Source organism: Streptomyces chisholmiae (assembly GCF_031845445.1).
Taxonomy (GTDB): Bacteria; Actinomycetota; Actinomycetes; order Streptomycetales; family Streptomycetaceae; genus Streptomyces; species Streptomyces chisholmiae.
Genome location: NZ_JAVREO010000006.1, coordinates 263,382 through 280,858, shown reverse-complemented (window position 1 = coordinate 280,858; position 17,477 = coordinate 263,382). Strand labels below are relative to the sequence as shown.

Below are 17,477 nucleotides of genomic sequence, written 5' to 3'. Positions count from 1 at the left end.
CCGCCCACCGCCACCCGGTGGGTTCACCCATGGCGGGTACCGTAAGCCAGGGTCTGGCTCCCCGAGCCCGCGTGCGGACAGGGGGGTGTGGCCCGGGATCACACGGAGAGGGCTGGATACATGGATGAGCCGCGTCGCCTCGGCGGGCGGTACGAGCTGGGCCAGGTGCTGGGCCGGGGCGGGATGGCCGAGGTCTATCTGGCCCATGACACCCGTCTTGGCCGGACCGTGGCCGTCAAGACGCTCCGTGCCGACCTCGCTCGCGACCCCACGTTCCAGGCCAGGTTCCGCCGGGAGGCCCAGTCGGCCGCCTCGCTGAACCATCCGGCGATCGTCGCGGTCTACGACACCGGCGAGGACTACGTCGACGGCATCTCCATCCCGTACATCGTCATGGAGTACGTCGAGGGGTCCACGCTCCGCGAGCTGCTGCACTCCGGGCGGAAGCTGCTGCCGGAGCGGGCGCTGGAGATGTGCATCGGCATCCTCCAGGCGCTGGAGTACTCGCACCGCAACGGCATCGTCCACCGGGACATCAAGCCGGCCAACATCATGCTCACCCGCAACGGCCAGGTGAAGGTGATGGACTTCGGCATCGCCCGCGCCATGGGCGACGCCGGGATGACCATGACGCAGACCTCGGCCGTCATCGGCACCGCGCAGTACCTCTCGCCCGAGCAGGCCAAGGGCGAGACGGTGGACGCCAGGTCCGACCTCTACTCCACCGGCTGCCTGCTCTACGAGCTGCTCACCGTGCGGCCGCCGTTCATCGGGGACTCGCCGGTCGCGGTCGCCTACCAGCACGTCCGGGAGGAGGCCCAGCCGCCGAGCGCCTTCGACCCGGAGATCAGCCAGGACACCGACGCCATCGTGATGAAGGCGCTGGTGAAGGACCCGGACTACCGCTACCAGTCGGCGGACGAGATGCGCGCCGACATCGAGGCGGCGCTGGACGGCCGCCCGGTCGGCGCGACGGCGGCGATGGGCGCCGCGGCCTACGGCTACGACGACCGCCCCACCACCATGCTGCGCCCGACCGACCCGGCGACGACCATGCTGCCCCCGGCCCGGGACGGGGACGGGTACGACGACGACTACGGCCGGCCGGACCGCCGGCAGGGTGGCCGGCACACCTCGACCATCCTGCTGGTGCTGGCGGGCATCCTGGTGCTGGTCGGCGCGGTGCTGATCGGCCGGGTGATGTTCAACAACGAGCCGCCGTCCGACGAGCTGCGGGTGCCCGACGTGGCCGGCAAGGAGCTGGACGCGGCCCAGGAGCAGTTGGAGGGCCTGGGCTTCCAGGTCTCCACCGGCGATCCCCAGCCCTGCGAGGAGGAGGCGGGCACGGTCTGCACGACCGACCCCGAGCCCGGCACGGAGCTGGCGGACGGCGGCGCCGTGACCATGATCCCGTCGGACGGCCCGGCGGCCGTCGAGGTGCCGGACGTGGTGGGTGACAGCTTCGAGGACGCCGAGGCGGAGCTGGACGGGCTGGGCCTGACGGTGCGCCAGCAGAGCCAGGAGGACGCCGACGCGGAGCCGGGCACGGTGCTCGCCCAGGACCCGGAGGGCGGCTCGGAGGTCGAGGCGGAGAGCGAGGTCACGCTGACCGTCGCGGCCGCCCCGGAGACCGACCCGGTGCCCGACGTGGTCGGCCAGGACTTCGACACCGCGCGCTCGACGCTGGTGGCGGCCGGTTTCCAGGTGACCCGGCAGAACCAGCCGGACGACTCCCGTCCGGAGAACGAGGTCATCAGCCAGGACCCGGGGGCCAGCGCGCCGCACGAGCCGGGTGGCCTGGTGGTGCTGACGGTCGCGGTGCCGTCCCAGACGGAGGAGCCGGAGGAGCCGGCCGAGGTGCCGGTGCCGAACGTCGGCGGCCAGACGCTGGAGCAGGCCACGGCGACCCTGAACGGCGCCGGCTTCACCCAGCTGACCGTCGACGGGCCCAACTCGCCGACCGCGGTCGTGGTGGTCACCATGCCGGTGGCCGGTCAGTCGGTGGCCCCCAACACGCCGATCACCCTGGTCACCAACGAGCCGGGTGGGCAGCCCGGCGGGCCGGGCGACCCGGGTGGCGACGACAACGGCGGGCCGGAGGGTGACATAGGTGACATCGGGATCTTCGGCCTGGGCGGCAGCCGCGAGCAGTTCTGACGGCTCCCGGTAGTCCGGCCGACCCGGACAGCGAGCGGGTGCGATCCGAGGCGAACGTCCTCGGTCGTGCCCGCTTCGCCGTGCTGGGGCCGGGCGCGGGGCCCGGGGCCGCTCCCGGCGGCCGGCGCCACGGGGAGCCGGTCAGCCGAGGGCCTGCTCCTCCGGCTCGGTGGGGATCTCGGTGGCGGGGGACGGCTCGACGAGCCAGTCGGGGTCGTTCTGCGCGCTCCACCACTTCCAGGCGGCCACCGCGCCGCCGGCCAGCAGCCCGAGCAGCGCCGCCCGGCGGACCGCCCGGCCGGCCCTGGCCCGGCGGTCGCGGCGGCGCGCGGTGCGCTGGATCTCGTCGAGCGTGACGTCGCCGCGCAGCGCGGCCATGGCGGCCGCGGAGCGTCGCACCGCCGCGTCGGTGGCCGGCCCGGCGGCCAGCCTGGCCTGTTCGATCCGCGGTACCACCTCGGTTGCATACCGCTGGCGGGCCTGGGTAGCGGCACGACTGGCGCGGGGGCCGAGATAGGCCTTCGCCTGACCGGCGCACCGGGCGGCGTTCTCCTTGCAGGAGAGCGCGTAGGGGAGCACCGTCTCGCCCACGTGTCGAACCGTCGCCTTCCCTTGCTGGTTCACTGTTCTCCTCCTGGGTGATCCTCCGCCTACCGGCGGTTGCTCACGATTTCGCACTGACTTTTCCTCTTGTCCACTCGTGCGCAAATCATGCCGGGTGCGCGGCGGTCCGGCACGCGAAAGAGCCATCCGGGGGCATGGCGTGTCGGTCGTCCGTGACAGGATCGGTGACCGTCATTGAACGTAGACGGAAGGTAGATCGTGGCTGAGCAGCTCTACGCCACCCTGAAGACCAACCGAGGCGACATCGAGGTGCGGCTCTTCCCGAACCACGCGCCGAAGACGGTCAAGAACTTTGTCGAACTCGCCGAGGGCAATCGCGAGTGGGTACACCCGGCCACCGGGCAGCGGTCCACCGACAAGCTGTACGACGGCACGGTCTTCCACCGGGTGATCAGCGGCTTCATGATCCAGGGCGGGGACCCGCTGGGCAACGGCACCGGCGGCCCCGGGTACAAGTTCCAGGACGAGTTCCACCCGGACCTGTCCTTCGACCGCCCCTACCTGCTGGCGATGGCCAACGCGGGCCCGGGCACCAACGGCTCGCAGTTCTTCATCACGGTGTCCCCGACGGCGTGGCTGACCGGGAAGCACACCATCTTCGGTGAGGTCACCTCGCCCGAGGGCCAGAAGGTGGTGGACGCCATCGCGACCACCGCGACCGACCGGAACACCGACCGTCCGGTGCAGGACGTGGTGATCGAGTCGGTGACGATCGAGAGCCGCTGACCGACTCTCCCGTCACTCTCCCACCATCGGGAACGAGACCGGCCCCCTGACCGTTGGATCAGGGGGCCGGTGTCATACCGGCTCCGGGCACCGCCCGTGGGGAAGGAGCGCGATGACCCAGCAGCAGCCGCAGCCGGGGCTCGCCCGGTGCTACCAGCACCAGGACCGCGAGACCGGCGTCCGCTGCACCCGCTGTGAGCGGCCGATCTGCCCCGCCTGCATGGTGCCGGCCGCCGTGGGCTACCAGTGCGTGGGCTGCGTGCGCGGCGCCGCGGGCGCCGCCCGGGCGGCCCGGCCGCGGACCCTGGCCGGCGGCCGGATCTCGGCCAACGCCGGCCTGGTCACCAAGGTCCTGCTGGCGATGAACGTGGCGGTCTTCCTGGCCGTGCTGGCCAGGGGCGACCAGCTGGTGGTCGATCTCGGCCTGGTCGGCTACGCGGTGGACGGCGGCTCGGTCTTCGCGCCGAACTGGATCGGGGTGGCGGACGGCGAGTGGTACCGCCTGCTGACGTCGGCCTTCCTGCACCAGGAGATCTGGCACATCGGCTTCAACATGCTCGGCCTGTGGCTGCTGGGGCCGCCGTTGGAGAGCGCGCTGGGCCGGGCCAGGTTCGTCGCCCTCTACCTGCTCTCGGCGCTCGCCGGCAGCACCCTCTCCTACGTGCTGGCCGACCAGACCCAGCTCTCGCTGGGCGCCTCGGGCGCGATCTTCGGCCTCTTCGGCGCCACGGCGGTGCTGGCCCGCCGGCTGCGCTACGACATGCGGCCGATCATGCTGCTGCTGGCGATCAACCTGGTGATCACCTTCGCCTGGTCCGGCATCGCCTGGCAGGCGCACATAGGCGGGCTGATCGCCGGCGCGGTGGTCGCCGCCGGCCTGGTGTGGGCGCCCCGGGAGCGGCGGCTGCCGATCCAGCTCGGGGTCTGTGCGCTGGTCGCGGCGGCCGTCCTGGTCGCCTGCCTGATCCGCACCAGCCAGCTGCTCGGCTGAGCCTACGGTCGCACTTATCCACAGCCGGGCCCGGAGTTTGCCCGAGCTGTGGACGACTCGCGACCGTCCCCTTCATGAACCGCGTTTCCGCAGGAGAACAGGGGTGCGAACGGCACGGGCCCGGCTCCTGCCGACCGGACAACACACAGGGTTATCCACAGATCTTGCGATGTTCGAGCAACCTGTGGATAACCCTGTTGAAGACTGTTGACGGCGGCGGTGGGCCGGTCATTTCCACTGGGTGGAGACCACGAATCCCAACGCGATGAAGCCGAAGCCGACCACGATGTTCCAGTCGCCGAGGGCGCTGATCGGCAGATCCGCCCTGGTGACGTAGTAGACGACGATCCACGCCAGCCCGATGCCGAAGAGCGCCAGCATCAGCGGGGCCACCCAGCGGCGCCCGCCGGCGCGCATGTCGAGCTTGGTCGTCGCGCGCTTCTCCGGCTGCGCGGGGCTGTCGTCCTTCTTCTTGCGGACCCGAGACTTCGGCACGAGAGAAACTCCTGTCGATCGCGCCGCGTGAGGCGCTACCTGGCCGCGCTCCGGAGCGCGTAGCTATGGGATCGTCCGATAGCGTAGTGCTTCCGCGGCTGTTTAAGGAGACCAGGGTACGGTGAGGAATTTCCGCTTCCGCCGCGCCCGGCTCGGCACGGTCGCCGTCTTCGCCCTGGCCGGCCTGCTCTTCTGGGTCAGCTTCACCGTCTCCCGCGGCAACAACATCCGCACCGACGACTCCCTGCTGCAGATGTCCGACCTGATCCGTGAGCGGGAGCGGCAGAACGCCTCGCTGGAGTCCTCGACGGCCCGGCTCCGCTCCGACGTGACCGCCCTCACCGAGCGCGACCGCGCGGCCGACCCGGAGCAGGCCCTGCGGCTGGACAGCGTGGAGGGCGCCGCCGGGCTGCGCGAGCTGACCGGCACGGGGCTGACCGTCACCCTCACCGACGCCCCGGCCGACGCCGAGCCGCTGCTCTCCGGGGTGCCCGAGCCCACCCCCAACGACCTGGTGATCCACCAGCAGGACCTGCAGGCCGTGGTGAACGCCCTGTGGGCGGGCGGCGCCGAGGGGGTGCGGATCATGGACCAGCGACTGATCTCCACCAGCGCGGTGCGTTGCGTCGGCAACACCCTGATCCTCCAGGGCCAGCTCTACTCGCCGCCCTACACCATCACCGCCGTCGGCGCCCCCGAGCGGCTGCGCGCCGCCCTGGACGCCTCGCCGGCACTGCGCAACTACCAGCAGTACGTGGCGGCCTACGGCCTCGGCTGGGACGTGGACGAGCACGAAGCGGTGACCCTCCCCGGGTACCAGGGCAGCGTCGCGCTCCACCACGCCGAGCCGTTGGAGCCGGCGGAATGACGCCGAGCGCCCCGTGAGTGAGCCGCGTCTCGTACGCTTGGGGCACGCGGCGTCGCATGAAATGGGGACGGGAAGCCATGTACGGGTGGATCTGGCGACACCTGCCGGGTAACACGCTGGTGCGGGGTGTGCTCGCGCTGCTGCTCGCGCTGGGCGTGGTCTACCTGCTCTTCCAGTACGTCTTTCCCTGGGCCGAACCGCTGTTGCCCTTCAACGACGTGACCGTGGACGACGCCCAAGGGGGGAGTGGCCGGTGAGCACCACCCGCATCCTGGTCGTGGACAACTACGACAGCTTTGTCTACAACCTCGTCCAGTACCTCTACCAACTCGGGGCCGAGTGCGAGGTGCGGCGGAACGACGCGGTCACTCCCGAGCAGGTCGCCGACGGCGGCTTCGCCGGGGTGCTGATCTCCCCCGGCCCCGGCACCCCGGAGCGGGCCGGGGTCAGCGTGCCGATGGTGCGGCACTGCGCCGAGACCGGCGTCCCGGTCTTCGGCGTCTGCCTGGGCATGCAGGCGATGGCCACCGCCTACGGCGGGGTGGTCGGCCGGGCGCCCGAGCTGCTGCACGGCAAGACCTCCGAGGTCAGCCACGACGCGGCGGGCGTCTTCGAGGGGCTGCCCTCGCCGCTGACGGTGACCCGCTACCACTCACTGGCCGCCGAGGAGTCCAGACTGCCCCCGGAGCTGACGGTCACCGCCCGGGTCGGCGACGTGGTGATGGGCCTGCGCCACCGCGAACTGGCCGTGGAGGGCGTGCAGTTCCACCCGGAGTCGGTGCTCACCCAGGGCGGCCACCGGATGTTGGCCAACTGGCTGGTCCGCTGCGGCGACACCGGCGCCGTCGAACGCTCCCACGGGCTCGCCCCGATCGTGGGCCGGATCGGCCAACAGGAGCCGGCGGCGTGACCGCCGCGCGCCCGCCCGAGGGCGCGGACTGGGACCCGCACCAGCAGCCCTACGCGGAAGACCCGTACGCGGGGCGCGGCGGCGCCTATCCGACGCCCGGCACCACCGGCGCCGACCCGTACCAGGCGGCGGTCGACGCCCTCGCCGACCCGTTGGGCGACCCGCTGCCCGGGCAGCGGCGGCCGGCCGAGCCGGGCCACCCCGGGCACGGCGACCCTCCGGCCGGCGGCTACGGGTCGGACGGCGTCGCCGTCGGGTACGGGGCGGACGAGCTGGCCGCGGGCGGGTACCCGGCGAACGGGTTTCCGGGTGCCGGTGGCTATCCGGCGGCCGACCCGGCGGCGGGCGGGCCGGGAGCCGACGGCTACGGCTACCCGAACGCCCAGGACGGCCCCGGCGGGCCGGCCGAGCGGGACCCGCAGACGGTGGGGCTGCGCCGGCCCGACGACCTGCGCCGGCCGCCGCGTTGGGCCGAGCCGGCGGCCGAGGCCGGCGCCGGGCCGGCCGGCCCGGAGACCGCCGCCGAGCCGCCGGTCGGCGGCCGGGCGGCCCGCCGCCGAGCCGCCCAGGCGGCGGCGCAGGCCGGCGGCCCGGCCGCCGGCGCCAGCACGACCAGCACGACCAGCACGACCAGCGCGACCGCCGCCGAGGCCGGTGGCCGGGCGGCCCGCCGCCGGGCGGCGAAGGCGGGCGGCCGCCGGGGCGCGGCCGAGGCGCCGGCCGACCCGGCGACGCCGGACCCGGCCGAGCCGGAGGCCGGCGGCGGCCGGGCGGCCCGCCGCAAGGCCGCCAAGGCGGCGGCCAAGGCGGCGAAGCAGACCGGCACCGCGATCAGCAACGTGATCGGCGAGCTGTTCATAACGACCGGCGTGCTGCTGCTGCTCTTCGTCGTCTACCAGCTGTGGTGGACCAACGTGGAGGCCAGGGCGCACGCCAACAACCAGGCGGACGAGCTCCAGGAGCGCTGGGACCAGTCGGACGAGGAGGCGGCGGACGCCGAGAACCGCGACCCGGGCGTCTTCTCGGCCGGCGAGGGCTTCGCCCTGCTCTACCTGCCCACCCTCGACGTCCGGGTGCCGGTGGCGGAGAGCGTGGACCCGAGCAGCGTGCTGGACAACGGGATGGTGGGCCACTACTCGGAGGAGGACCGGCTCCCCACCGCGATGCCGTGGGACGAGGAGGGGAACTTCGGCCTGGCCGGGCACCGCAACACCCACGGCGAGCCGTTCCGCTACATCAACCGGCTGGAGCCGGGTGACCCCATCGTGATCGAGACCGAGACCACGTACTACGTCTACGAGATGCGCAGCCGACTGGACTCCACCCAACCGTCCAACACGGCTGTGCTGGACCCCGTCCCGGAACAGGGCGGGTTCACCGAACCGGGCCGCTACATCACCCTCACCACCTGCACGCCGGAGTTCACCTCGACCTACCGCCTGATCGTCTGGGGCGAGCTGGCGGAGGAACGGCCGCGGGCCGAGGGGATGCCGGATGCCCTCGTCAACTGACCCTCTCGTCAACTGACCGATGACGAAACGACAGCGGAGGACACCGGCGGTGCCGGAGGAGAACGAGAACCCAACGCCCCAGGGCGACCCGAAGGCCGAAGCCGCCCTCGCCGGAGACACCTCCTCCGAGAAGCCGCGGAACACCGCCGCCGACAACGACGCCCCCGGGGCGGCGCCCGACCCCACCCCCGAGTCGGGGTCCGAGGCCGAAGACGCCGCGTCCGGCTCCGCCCCCGAGTCCGAGGCACCGGCCGCAGCGGACCGCGCGCCCGAGACGGCCACATCCGAAGCCGAAGCCGAAACCGACGACCCCGCGTCGGGACCGGCCCAGGACCGGCAGCCGAGGTCCGAGCCGGACACCGACACGTCGGAGCCCACCCAGGACCGGAAGGCGAAGCCGGACACCGACCCCGACGCCGCTGACGCCGAAGAGGCCGCCCCCGACGCCGGGTCGAAGCCCAGGCCGGACCTCGACGCTGCCACCGCCACCCACGCGGACGCGGAATCCGACGCCGACACCAAGGAAGCGGACCCCGACGCCGGGTCGAAGCCCGACCTCGACACCGACGGCGACCCCGCCGCCGAAGAAGCAGGCCCCGGCGCCGAAGGCGCCGACCCCGTGCCGAAGGCCGCCGCTGCCGCTGCAAGCGGCAGCCGGACCCGGCAGCGGGTCTCGGTCGCCGTCTCCGTCTTCGGCGAGCTGCTGATCACCGCCGGCGTGGTGCTGGGTCTCTTCGTCGTCTACTCGCTGTGGTGGACCAACGTGATAGCCAACCAGGAGGCCGCCCGGGACAGCGACGCGGTCCGCGAGCAGTGGGCGGCGCAGCCCGAGGGGGAGGATGACGAAGCCGGCCAGCCTCGGGAGTTCGAGCCGGAGGACGGCGCCGGCTTCCTGCACGTCCCGGCCATGAGCGACAGCGAGATCCTGGTCAAGGAGGGCACCGACCCGGACACCCTGAACGGCGGGGTGGCCGGCTACTACACCGATCCGGTCCAGTCCGCGATGCCGTGGGACGAGGAGGGGAACTTCTCGATCGCCGCGCACCGCGACGGGCACGGCGCCAAGTTCCACGACATCCACCACATAGAAGAGGGCGACGCGATCGTCTTCGAGACGAGGAACACCTGGTACGTCTACCGCGTCTACGCGGTGCTGCCGGAGACCTCGCGGTACAACATCGAGGTGCTGGACCCGATCCCGGAGGAGTCGGGCGCCACCGAGGCCGGGCAGTACATCACGCTCACCACCTGCACGCCGGTGTACACCTCACGCTACCGGTACATCGTCTGGGGCGAGTTGGAGCGCACCGAGCACGTGAACGCCGACCGGACACCGCCGGCCGAGCTGCTGGCCGCCGCCGACTAGCGCCGCCCCGAGGCGCCTCGCGGCAGCCGGCGCCGGCGGCGGACCCGCGCTGACCGGCGCCGGGCGGCCCGCTCAGCTCGCGCGGAGGAAGGCGACCAGCCCGGGCAGGTCGTCCGTGTTGAGGTGGTCGACACCGGCGGCGAGCAGCTCCCGCCAGACCGCTTCGCGCTCCGGCCCCGGCTGGTCGGGTGTGGCCCAGAAGCGGACCCGCTGGCCGGCCGCGTGCGCGGCGTCCACGTACCGGCGCAGCGTCGCGCGCTCGGCCGCCGGGAACGCGCCGACGCCCGACCAGCTGAACAGGCTCGTCCAGTTCGCGCTGACCAGCGGTATGAACGAGGCGGGCACGCCGCTGCCCAGGTCCTCGGGCCGCCCGTCGTAGAAGGCATACCGGACCCGTTCCGCCGCCATCGGCTCGCGGGCCGCCCGGTCGCCGGAGATCACGGCGGTGACGGCGCGGGTGTGCACCCGGCCCGGCGTGGCGGAGCTGAACAGGGCGCGGTACGGCCGCAGTCGCCGCGCCAACGCGCGGTAGGTCGCGTCGCCCGCCGTCTTGAGGTCGATCAGCAGCTGGAAGTCGGGCCCCCAACCCCGGTGCACCACACCCCGGTTGGCGCGGATCCGGGCGGCCAGCGGGTCGAGGTAGAGGGCCTCGACGGTGCGCGCGGGGTCGAGGTCGACCTCGTCGTGCGCCACCAACAGCTGCCCGTCCACCAGCCAGACGTCCACCTCCACGCTGCCGAAGCCGTGGTCGAGGGCGTCGTGCAGCGGGCGGGGGTGCTCGTAGTCGTTGTGCGCGTGGGCCTGCGGGAACGGCGCCGGCGGGCGCGGGCGCCCGTGCGCGGCGGCGGGCCGCGCGGTGCCGGCGGCGAGCAGCCCGGCGGTCGCGACGGTGCCCGCCGCGGCGGCGCCGAAGGCCCGCCGGGACGGCCTGCTGCCGGACGGGGTGAGCGGGGACGGGGAAACGTGCGCCACGGTGCCTCCAGGGACGGCGTGGACGGGTACGGCCACCCGTGAGTATCGAGGCCGGAACCGACCATCAGGAGACCCCTGAACAAACGTTCCCCGGGCCGTCACCGCCCATTGGCCAACCCGTCCGCACCCGCCGCCCAGCCCCGCCCGTTCGGCCGCTGACTCCCCCACACGCACTTTCGCCGGCCGTTCCGTCCCGCTTGCCCCGATTATGCAGGCATACCAACCCAGGCACCGCCGGCCGGGCCCTCGCCCACTCGTCGCCCACTGAAACGCGGGAAGGACCCCTCCCAACTCGCGTTTCCGCAGGTCAGAAGGGGTCCTTCGAAGTGGAGCCTAGGAGAGTCGAACTCCTGACATCCGCCATGCAAAGACGGCGCTCTACCAACTGAGCTAAGGCCCCGCCGGGCCTTCGGGAAGGCCAGTGCCAAGATTACCCAATCTTCTCCGGGGAGGCCGACCGGGTATCGCACCGGGGAAGACTCTCTCCGTAGGATGACGCGCAACTTCGCTCACGTGAAGCGATCAGGGGAGACAGGGGAGTCGCAGGATGGACGCGGTCCAACAGGAGTCAACCGAGAAGGCCAGGGAACAGCAGACGACCTGGTATGGCGAGCCCCTGGGCACGCTCTTCCGCCGGCTCATCGCCGACCTGGGGCTGAACCAGGCGCGCCTGGCGGGGGTGCTCGGGCTGTCCGCCCCCATGCTCTCCCAGCTGATGAGCGGCCAGCGGGCGAAGATCGGCAACCCGGCGGTGGTGCAGCGGGTGCGGGCCCTCCAGGACCTGGCCGCCGAGGTGCGGGCCGGTCGGGTGAGCGCCGCCGAGGCCACCGGCGCGATGGACGACATCCGTCGCACCGCCGGCGGCAACGTGCTCAGCCCGGCCTCCACCAGCACCAGGTCCGGCCCGAGCGCGGTGCCGGCCAACCCCAGCAAGCGGGTGGTCCGGGAGATCCAGGCGCTGCTGCGTTCGGTCGCGGACGCGACGGAGATCCAGAGCGCAGCCCGGGTGTTGGGCGACAGCCACCCGGAACTCGCCGAGTTCCTTCGGGTGTACGGCGTGGCCAGGACGCGCGAGGCCGTCGAGCACTACGAGAGCCACCAGGGCTGACGGGCGGCCGGCGCCGACGCCGGCGCCGGGGATGACGACGGGGGCGGACTGGACGCCATGGGTGAGATCTTCGCGGGTCGGTACGAGCTGGTCGACCCGATAGGACGCGGGGGCGCGGGCGCGGTCTGGCGCGCCTTCGACCACCGGCGGCGCCGCTACGTCGCCGCCAAGGTGCTGCAACAGGCGGACGCCCACACCCTGTTGCGCTTCGTGCGGGAGCAGGCCCTGCGCATCGACCACCCGCACGTGCTGGCCCCGGCCAGCTGGGCGGCGGACGACGACAAGGTCCTCTTCACCATGGACCTGATGGCCGGGGGTTCGCTCGCCCACCTGATCGGTGACTACGGTCCACTGCCGCCGTCCCAGGTCTGTCTCCTGCTCGACCAGCTGCTCGCCGGGCTTCAGGCGGTGCACGACGAGGGCGTGGTGCACCGGGACATCAAGCCGGCCAACATCCTGCTGGACGCGACCGGCACCGGACGGCCCCACCTGCGGCTCTCCGACTTCGGCATCGCCATGCGGAAGGGCGAGCCACGGCTGACCGAGACCGACTACGTGGTGGGGACACCCGGCTACTTCGCGCCCGAACAGCTTGAGGGCGCGGAGCCGGACTTCCCGGCCGACCTGTACGCGGTCGGCCTGTTGGGCCTCTACCTGCTGACGGCGGTCAAGCCGGACTCCCAGGCGCTGTTGGCGCAGTACGCGGCGGGTGGCCAGCCGGGGCCCCCGGAGGGCGTCCCCGAGCCGCTGTGGCAGGTGCTGGGCACCCTGCTGCACCCCTCGCCAGACGCCAGGTTCCGGTCCGCGACCGGGGCGCGCAAGGCGCTGCTCGCGGCCCGCGAGCTGCTGCCTGACTCCACCCTGGAGGGCGAGGTCGTCGAGGTCTTCGACCAGTTGGGGCCGCTGCCCGCCGGTTTCGGCCCCGACGGGCCGGAGCACGGCCGCGCGGTCGGCGAGCGGCCGCCCGTGGACGACACCGCGTCGGCGACCGGGAGTTACCGGCTGGCGCCGCCGCGGGGCGGCGCGACGCAGGGCTCCGCCGCCACCGGGCGCCCGGCCGGCCGGGGCCGGGCGTACCCGCCGTCGGCGGAGACGCTGGGCGAGTTGGCCACCGCGGACATGCCCAGGTCGCCGGTGACCCGCGCGCAGACCGTGCGGACGCCGGCGGCGCCGACGCCACACGGCACGACCGGGCCGATGCCGGTGCGGAAGCGTCCCGGGCCGCCGCGCGCGGTCGCGGTCCCGGTGCTGCTGGTCGCCGCGCTCTGCTTCGGCTTCGGGATCTGGTCCCTGCTCACCGCCTGAACCACCGGCGATCCGGCTCGGCCCGCTGAACGGCTGGACCGCCTGAACGGGCCGGACCGGGCGTCGTCGCACGGTCCGGGCCGCCGGCGTCCGGCTGGGCCCACCGACCCGCCGGCGCCCCCCAGACCCAGCGAACCACCGGCGCCCGCCCGGACCGTCAGCGCCCACCAAAACCGCCAGCGCCCGCCCTGGGCCGCCGGCATCCGCCTGAGCGACCGACCCGCCGGCGCCCACCCGGACCGTCACACCCACCCGGGGCGACGGCACCGGCCGGCGCCCGCCGGCCGCCGCGGCCCAGCCGGCCGGGGCCGGGCCCGGCGTCAGGGGGAGCCGGGCACCGGGCCGGCCGCGGCCACCGCGCGGCGGCGCGCAACCAGGTGCCAGAGCCCGATGCCGGCGCTCAGCACCGCGCCGGCGCCGATGGCGAGGTAGCCCCGCTGCCGCTTCCGGTCGGTGGCCCGCTCGGCGGCCAACTCCGCGTCGGTCAGCCCCCCGTCGGCCTGGGCGACCATCTCGTCGGTGACGCCGAAGCCGGCCTCGACCAGGTCGGTGGCGTACGCCGGCCCGGCCGCGCGCTCGCCGAGCAGCGCGAGCCGCAGGGTCAACCCGACCGGACGCCGGGTGAGTTCGGCGGCCTCGGGGGCGAGCGTGACCACCAGGTAGTGCCAGCCGGCCAGCCGCAGCGCGTCGTACTCCTCCAGGAAGCGGTTGCCGTAGTGCACACCGGGGGTGAGCAGCGGGACGCTGAGCTGCTCCCCGCCGTACCGGGCGGCGCCGTCGGCGTCCACCCACGCGCCGGCCGGGTTGTACAGCTCGACCAACACGTCGGCCCGGCTCCCCACCGCCGGGTCGAGGTCGGTGGCGTTGGCCAACTCGACGTCCACCGCGAGCTGTTGGCCCCAGTCCACGGGCACCCGGTAGACCAGCGTGTCCCCGGCGGCCAGGTCGTCGCGCCAGACGCCCTCGCCGATCGGCTGGGCGTCGTTGAAGCCGGTGCCGCCCGCCACCCGGGTGGCCGCCCCGCCGGGCGGGGCGGGCGGCTCGGTCTCCCAGGCGGTCAACTCGGGGGCCGACTCGGGGATGCCGGCCAGCGGCGGCTCCTGGGTGAAGCGCAGCTCGACCGGCCAGTCCTCGGGGTCGCCGCCGATGCCCCTGGTCACGCTGTAGAAGTAGACGCCGGCCCGCTGGCAGGGGGCGCCCTGCGCGACGGTCCGCCCGGCCCACGCGGCGACCGGCCGGGCCGTCCCGGCCGACGAGAAGCTCCGGCGGCCGGTGGAGCAGCTCTCGTTGTCGGTGGTCAGCAGCTCCACCTCGAGGGTGTCGGACGACCCCAGCGGGGCCCCAGGGCCGGGGACCGCCACCGTCGTCACGTAGGCGCTGGCGGCGTGGTCCAGCGAGAGCGCGTAGTGCCGGGTCTCGCCGGGGGCGATCTCGTCCGTGTAGACACCGCCGGCCTCGATGGTGGGGGCGTCGGCGCTGCTGGCCGTGCCCGCCACCGGCCGGGCGTCCGCGGCGAACCGGTACCCCCCGGCCGCCCCTGGCTCCGCCGCCCCCGGACCGGCGGCGGCGGCCGGCGCCGCGAGCGGGCCCACCAGCAACAACGCGCAGCCCAGCGCCGCGAGTCGCGCGCCGCCGCGTATCTGTCCCATCCCCAACTCCCCCGGCCATCCCCGGTACCGCGCTGTCCCTCACCGCACCGTACGAGTTCGCTGGTGCACACGGACGCCCGGGCCCGTCACGGTTGCGCTACAAGCCGCCGGCGCCCGCGCCCCGGCGCGCGGCGGGCCCGAACCGTCCCCGAAACGCGGCCAGCCGCCTTCGGGCCCACCGCCGTCAGGCGGCCAGGGCCCGAAGGCGGCTGCTATGAGTCCTTGTGGAGTCCGTGGGGACGTCAGGCGCCCGTGGAGCCGGCCGGCACGGAGTCGGTCGCCTCCGTCCACAGATCCTGTTCGGCCTTGTCCGCTTGGATCTGACGGTAGACAAGGAGTCCGCCGATGGCGGCCACAGCGACCAGGAGGAGCTTCTTCACCGCGCTACCTCGTCCTTCTTCAACGTGATCGGACCTTGGCGCCCGATGATACCCAATCGTGTCCTCTGCCAAGCGGCTTGGGCCAGGGCCGCCCGCCCCATCCGCTCAGTCCTCCCGGTTCAGCGTGACGATCCGGTCCGGATCGCGGTCGATGCCGCGCAGCATCATGGTCGTGTAGGAGTCGACGCTCTCCACGATCAGCGGCACCACGTCGTCGGCCACGGCGCAGTCACCCGGCTCGAACTCCACGTCCAGCCGGCCGGACGGCACCGGCGCGGTCAGCAGCAGGTGCGCCCCGTCCTCCTGGGAGGTGACCAGCTGCGCGTCCCAGACGCAGGGGCTGCCCAGGGCGGCGGGCGGGCGGATCTCCATCGCGGTCTCGCCCGGCCTGGCAGGGCGCATCGTGACCCGGTAGGGCTCCGTGCCCTCCGTCGGCACCCCCAGGGCGGCCAACTCCGCCGGCTCGATGGCCCAGTTGCCGGTCACCGGGGGGAAGCCGAGCTCCGCCACGTCCGGGGCCCGCGTCATGCGGATGGACTGGCCGCTGCTCGGCACCCACCACATCAGCTCCGGTTCCGGCTCCCCCTCGTGCTGCCTGAGCACCAGGGCGTGCGCCACCGGCCAGCAGTGTTCCTCGTGCTCCGCCGGGACGGTGTGCGCCACCTCGACCACGGTGTCCCGGACGGCACGGTGCTCGTCGACGCGCTCGCTGCGGTCGGAGGTCCAGCGGATCGCGCAGGTGGAGCCGGTCTCGGCCCTGGCCAGTCGGAGGGTGCCGCTGCCGACCCCGCCGTCCATCTCCTCGACGACCAGCCGGCCGAAGACGCCGAGGCCGGCCTCCAGGTCGCTCGTCCAGGTGCCCTCCCAGGTGCCGAGGTAGTCGGCACCCTCGTCCACGTAGGAGTAGCCGAACTCGGTCCGTAGCTCCTCCTCGGAGAACTCGATGTCCGCGCCGACGTCGCGGTTGCGCGGGTCCTCGCCGAACGCCTCGTCGTCGAGGGCCTCGTCGTCAACGGCCTCGCCGTCCGTCGCCCCGCCGTCCGCGGCCGACGGGTCGCCGTCGTCGCCGCCGGAGAGGCTGACCGCCAGCGTGGCCACCACCGCCACCGTGGCGGCGACCGCGGTGGCGGCCAGCCACCGCGCGCGCCGGCGGGCCGGCGCGGGCGCCGGCGCCAGGGACGGGGGCGGCCCGGGCAGCGGCGTGGGAGGAACCGCCGCTGCTGGCAACGGGGTTGGCGCCGGCGTGGGCAACGGGGTTGGCGGCGGCCCGGGCAGCGGCGTGGGCGCCGGCGGCGCCGGGGTGGGGGTGGCGTCCGGGGTCTCGGCGGTGAGCAGCTCGATGGCCCGCTGGCCGAGCGTGGCCAGCAGGGCGCCGGGCAGCCAGACCTCGCCGTCGTGGTGCGGGACGGTGCGTTCGATGACCGCGTCGGCCGTGGGCCGGTCCGCCGGGCGCGGGGCGAGGCACCACTCGATCAGCGCGCGGAGCCCGTCGGGCAGGCCGGTCAGGTCGAACTCACCCTGCACGATGCGGAGCAGCAGCACATGGGGCGAGGTGTCGCGGCCGCCGAAGGGTGAGCGGCCGGTGGCGGCGAAGGCCAGCACGGCGCCCAGGGTGAAGATGTCGCTGGCCGCGGTGACGGCCTCGCCGCGGCACTGCTCGGGCGACATGAAGCCGGGCGACCCGACCAGCATGCCGGTGCCGGTGAGCGTGCCACCGAGCGACCCGACGGCCCGGGCGATGCCGAAGTCGATCACCCGGGGCCGTTCCATGGTGACCATCACGTTGGACGGCTTGAGGTCCCGGTGAACCAGGCCGACGCGGTGGATGTCCCGCAGCGCCCGGGCCAGCCCGTCGGCCAGCAGCAGGACGCTCCGCTCCGGCAGCGGGCCGTGCGTCTCGACCACCTCGTGCAGCGAGGGTCCGGGTATGTAGTCGGTCGCCACCCAGGGCGTCCCGCTGTCGGTCTCGGCGTCCAGCACCTCGGCGGTCCACTCGCCGCTGGCCCGCCGGGTGGCCTCGACCTCGCGGGCGAACCGCTCCCGGAAGGTCGGGTCGTCGGCCACGTCCCCCCGGACCAGCTTGACCGCGACCGTTCTGCCCCGGCTCGACCTGGCGAGGTAGACGGCCCCCATGCCGCCCTCGCCCAGCCGGCCGAGCAGTTGGTAGTCCCCCAGTCTCCGTGGGTCCCCCGCCCTCAACGGCTTCATCAGCTCGCGTCCCCTCCCGTGGCGTACACGTCGTCAGCGTAAGGGAGTTGGGGCGGGGAGCCGCACGACGGGAGCGCCCCGGGGACACGCAGAAGGCCCCGGTCGTCTCCGACCGGGGCCTCCACGCGGTGGGGCTAACAGGACTTGAACCTGTGGCCTCATCCTTATCAGGGATGCGCTCTAACCATCTGAGCTATAGCCCCGCGT

General features: G+C 73.8%; 16 protein-coding genes and 2 tRNA genes. 10 read left to right on the top strand and 8 right to left on the bottom strand.

The annotated features are described in order from the left end of the window. Positions 1 to 120 precede the first annotated feature (120 nt). Positions 121 to 2,157, top strand: coding sequence for a Stk1 family PASTA domain-containing Ser/Thr kinase (pknB, locus tag RM844_RS12625; RefSeq protein WP_311667182.1), 2,037 nt, complete (start codon positions 121 to 123; stop codon positions 2,155 to 2,157). Between the two features lie 141 nt (positions 2,158 to 2,298). On the opposite strand, the gene RM844_RS12620 is transcribed toward pknB, so the two are convergent. After that, positions 2,299 to 2,781: a DUF5324 family protein gene (locus tag RM844_RS12620; protein ID WP_311667181.1), complete on the bottom strand. Its 483-nt coding sequence runs from the start codon at positions 2,779 to 2,781 to the stop codon at positions 2,299 to 2,301. A 198-nt stretch (positions 2,782 to 2,979) separates the two neighbouring features. On the opposite strand from RM844_RS12620, the gene RM844_RS12615 reads away from it, so the two are divergent. Then, positions 2,980 to 3,507 carry a peptidylprolyl isomerase gene (locus tag RM844_RS12615; RefSeq protein WP_311667180.1) on the top strand — a complete coding sequence of 176 codons (528 nt, stop codon included), beginning with the start codon at positions 2,980 to 2,982 and terminating at the stop codon, positions 3,505 to 3,507. A gap of 112 nt (positions 3,508 to 3,619) precedes the next feature. Then, on the top strand, positions 3,620 to 4,498 hold the full coding sequence (locus RM844_RS12610) for a rhomboid family intramembrane serine protease (RefSeq protein ID WP_311667179.1): 879 nt from the start codon (positions 3,620 to 3,622) through the stop codon (positions 4,496 to 4,498). A 228-nt stretch (positions 4,499 to 4,726) separates the two neighbouring features. Here the strand turns inward: RM844_RS12610 and crgA are convergent, their stop codons facing one another. Continuing rightward, positions 4,727 to 4,993, bottom strand: a complete 267-nt coding sequence (gene crgA / locus RM844_RS12605; RefSeq protein WP_311667178.1) for a cell division protein CrgA — start codon at positions 4,991 to 4,993, stop codon at positions 4,727 to 4,729. 121 nt (positions 4,994 to 5,114) lie between these two features. Between crgA and RM844_RS12600 the strand changes: the two genes are divergently transcribed. The 5 genes from RM844_RS12600 (at position 5,115) to RM844_RS12580 (ending at position 9,648) form a co-directional block, all read left to right on the top strand. Continuing rightward, the gene (locus RM844_RS12600; protein ID WP_311667177.1) at positions 5,115 to 5,861 is read left to right on the top strand and encodes a DUF881 domain-containing protein; all 747 of its coding nucleotides are present in this window, start codon (positions 5,115 to 5,117) and stop codon (positions 5,859 to 5,861) included. 77 nt (positions 5,862 to 5,938) lie between these two features. After that, the gene (locus RM844_RS12595; protein WP_311667176.1) at positions 5,939 to 6,118 is read left to right on the top strand and encodes a hypothetical protein; all 180 of its coding nucleotides are present in this window, start codon (positions 5,939 to 5,941) and stop codon (positions 6,116 to 6,118) included. Next, complete coding sequence (locus RM844_RS12590) at positions 6,115 to 6,771, top strand: aminodeoxychorismate/anthranilate synthase component II (RefSeq protein ID WP_311667175.1); 657 nt, start codon at positions 6,115 to 6,117, stop codon at positions 6,769 to 6,771. Before RM844_RS12595 ends, RM844_RS12590 begins: the two co-directional genes overlap by 4 nt. Beyond that, positions 6,768 to 8,282, top strand: a complete 1,515-nt coding sequence (locus RM844_RS12585) for a class E sortase (RefSeq protein ID WP_311667174.1) — start codon at positions 6,768 to 6,770, stop codon at positions 8,280 to 8,282. The genes RM844_RS12590 and RM844_RS12585 overlap by 4 nt, the downstream gene beginning before the upstream one ends. 619 nt (positions 8,283 to 8,901) lie before the next feature. Further along, positions 8,902 to 9,648 (top strand): class E sortase, encoded by a 747-nt coding sequence (locus RM844_RS12580; protein ID WP_311667277.1) that lies wholly within the window; start codon positions 8,902 to 8,904, stop codon positions 9,646 to 9,648. A gap of 72 nt (positions 9,649 to 9,720) precedes the next feature. Here RM844_RS12580 and RM844_RS12575 read toward each other — a convergent pair whose 3' ends face one another. Both RM844_RS12575 and RM844_RS12570 read right to left on the bottom strand, forming a co-directional pair. After that, on the bottom strand, positions 9,721 to 10,620 hold the full coding sequence (locus RM844_RS12575) for a phosphatidylinositol-specific phospholipase C/glycerophosphodiester phosphodiesterase family protein (RefSeq protein WP_394814491.1): 900 nt from the start codon (positions 10,618 to 10,620) through the stop codon (positions 9,721 to 9,723). A gap of 327 nt (positions 10,621 to 10,947) precedes the next feature. Next, positions 10,948 to 11,020 (bottom strand) — tRNA-Ala (locus RM844_RS12570). 147 nt (positions 11,021 to 11,167) lie between these two features. On the opposite strand from RM844_RS12570, the gene RM844_RS12565 reads away from it, so the two are divergent. After that, positions 11,168 to 11,728 (top strand): helix-turn-helix domain-containing protein, encoded by a 561-nt coding sequence (locus RM844_RS12565; protein WP_311667173.1) that lies wholly within the window; start codon positions 11,168 to 11,170, stop codon positions 11,726 to 11,728. Positions 11,729 to 11,785: 57 nt separating this feature from the next. Next, the gene (locus tag RM844_RS12560) at positions 11,786 to 13,033 is read left to right on the top strand and encodes a serine/threonine-protein kinase (protein ID WP_311667172.1); all 1,248 of its coding nucleotides are present in this window, start codon (positions 11,786 to 11,788) and stop codon (positions 13,031 to 13,033) included. A gap of 320 nt (positions 13,034 to 13,353) precedes the next feature. Here the strand turns inward: RM844_RS12560 and RM844_RS12555 are convergent, their stop codons facing one another. The 4 genes from RM844_RS12555 to RM844_RS12540 form a co-directional block, all read right to left on the bottom strand. Beyond that, entirely contained in the window at positions 13,354 to 14,682 is a 1,329-nt protein-coding gene (locus RM844_RS12555; RefSeq protein ID WP_311667171.1) for a hypothetical protein, read from the bottom strand. A gap of 242 nt (positions 14,683 to 14,924) precedes the next feature. Then, positions 14,925 to 15,062, bottom strand: a complete 138-nt coding sequence (locus tag RM844_RS12550) for a DLW-39 family protein (protein ID WP_170184714.1) — start codon at positions 15,060 to 15,062, stop codon at positions 14,925 to 14,927. Between the two features lie 105 nt (positions 15,063 to 15,167). After that, positions 15,168 to 17,270, bottom strand: coding sequence for a serine/threonine-protein kinase (locus RM844_RS12545; protein ID WP_311667170.1), 2,103 nt, complete (start codon positions 17,268 to 17,270; stop codon positions 15,168 to 15,170). Between the two features lie 129 nt (positions 17,271 to 17,399). Next, positions 17,400 to 17,473 (bottom strand) — tRNA-Ile (locus RM844_RS12540). Between the last annotated feature and the right edge of the window lie 4 nt (positions 17,474 to 17,477).

Coding starts and splice junctions, on each gene's coding strand:
- RM844_RS12610 (WP_311667179.1), top strand. CDS start 3,620: ATGACCCAGCAGCAGCCGCAGCCGGGGCTCGCCCGGTGCTACCAGCAC.
- pknB (WP_311667182.1), top strand. CDS start 121: ATGGATGAGCCGCGTCGCCTCGGCGGGCGGTACGAGCTGGGCCAGGTG.
- RM844_RS12555 (WP_311667171.1), bottom strand. CDS start 14,682: ATGGGACAGATACGCGGCGGCGCGCGACTCGCGGCGCTGGGCTGCGCG.
- RM844_RS12595 (WP_311667176.1), top strand. CDS start 5,939: ATGTACGGGTGGATCTGGCGACACCTGCCGGGTAACACGCTGGTGCGG.
- RM844_RS12560 (WP_311667172.1), top strand. CDS start 11,786: ATGGGTGAGATCTTCGCGGGTCGGTACGAGCTGGTCGACCCGATAGGA.
- RM844_RS12545 (WP_311667170.1), bottom strand. CDS start 17,270: ATGAAGCCGTTGAGGGCGGGGGACCCACGGAGACTGGGGGACTACCAA.
- RM844_RS12565 (WP_311667173.1), top strand. CDS start 11,168: ATGGACGCGGTCCAACAGGAGTCAACCGAGAAGGCCAGGGAACAGCAG.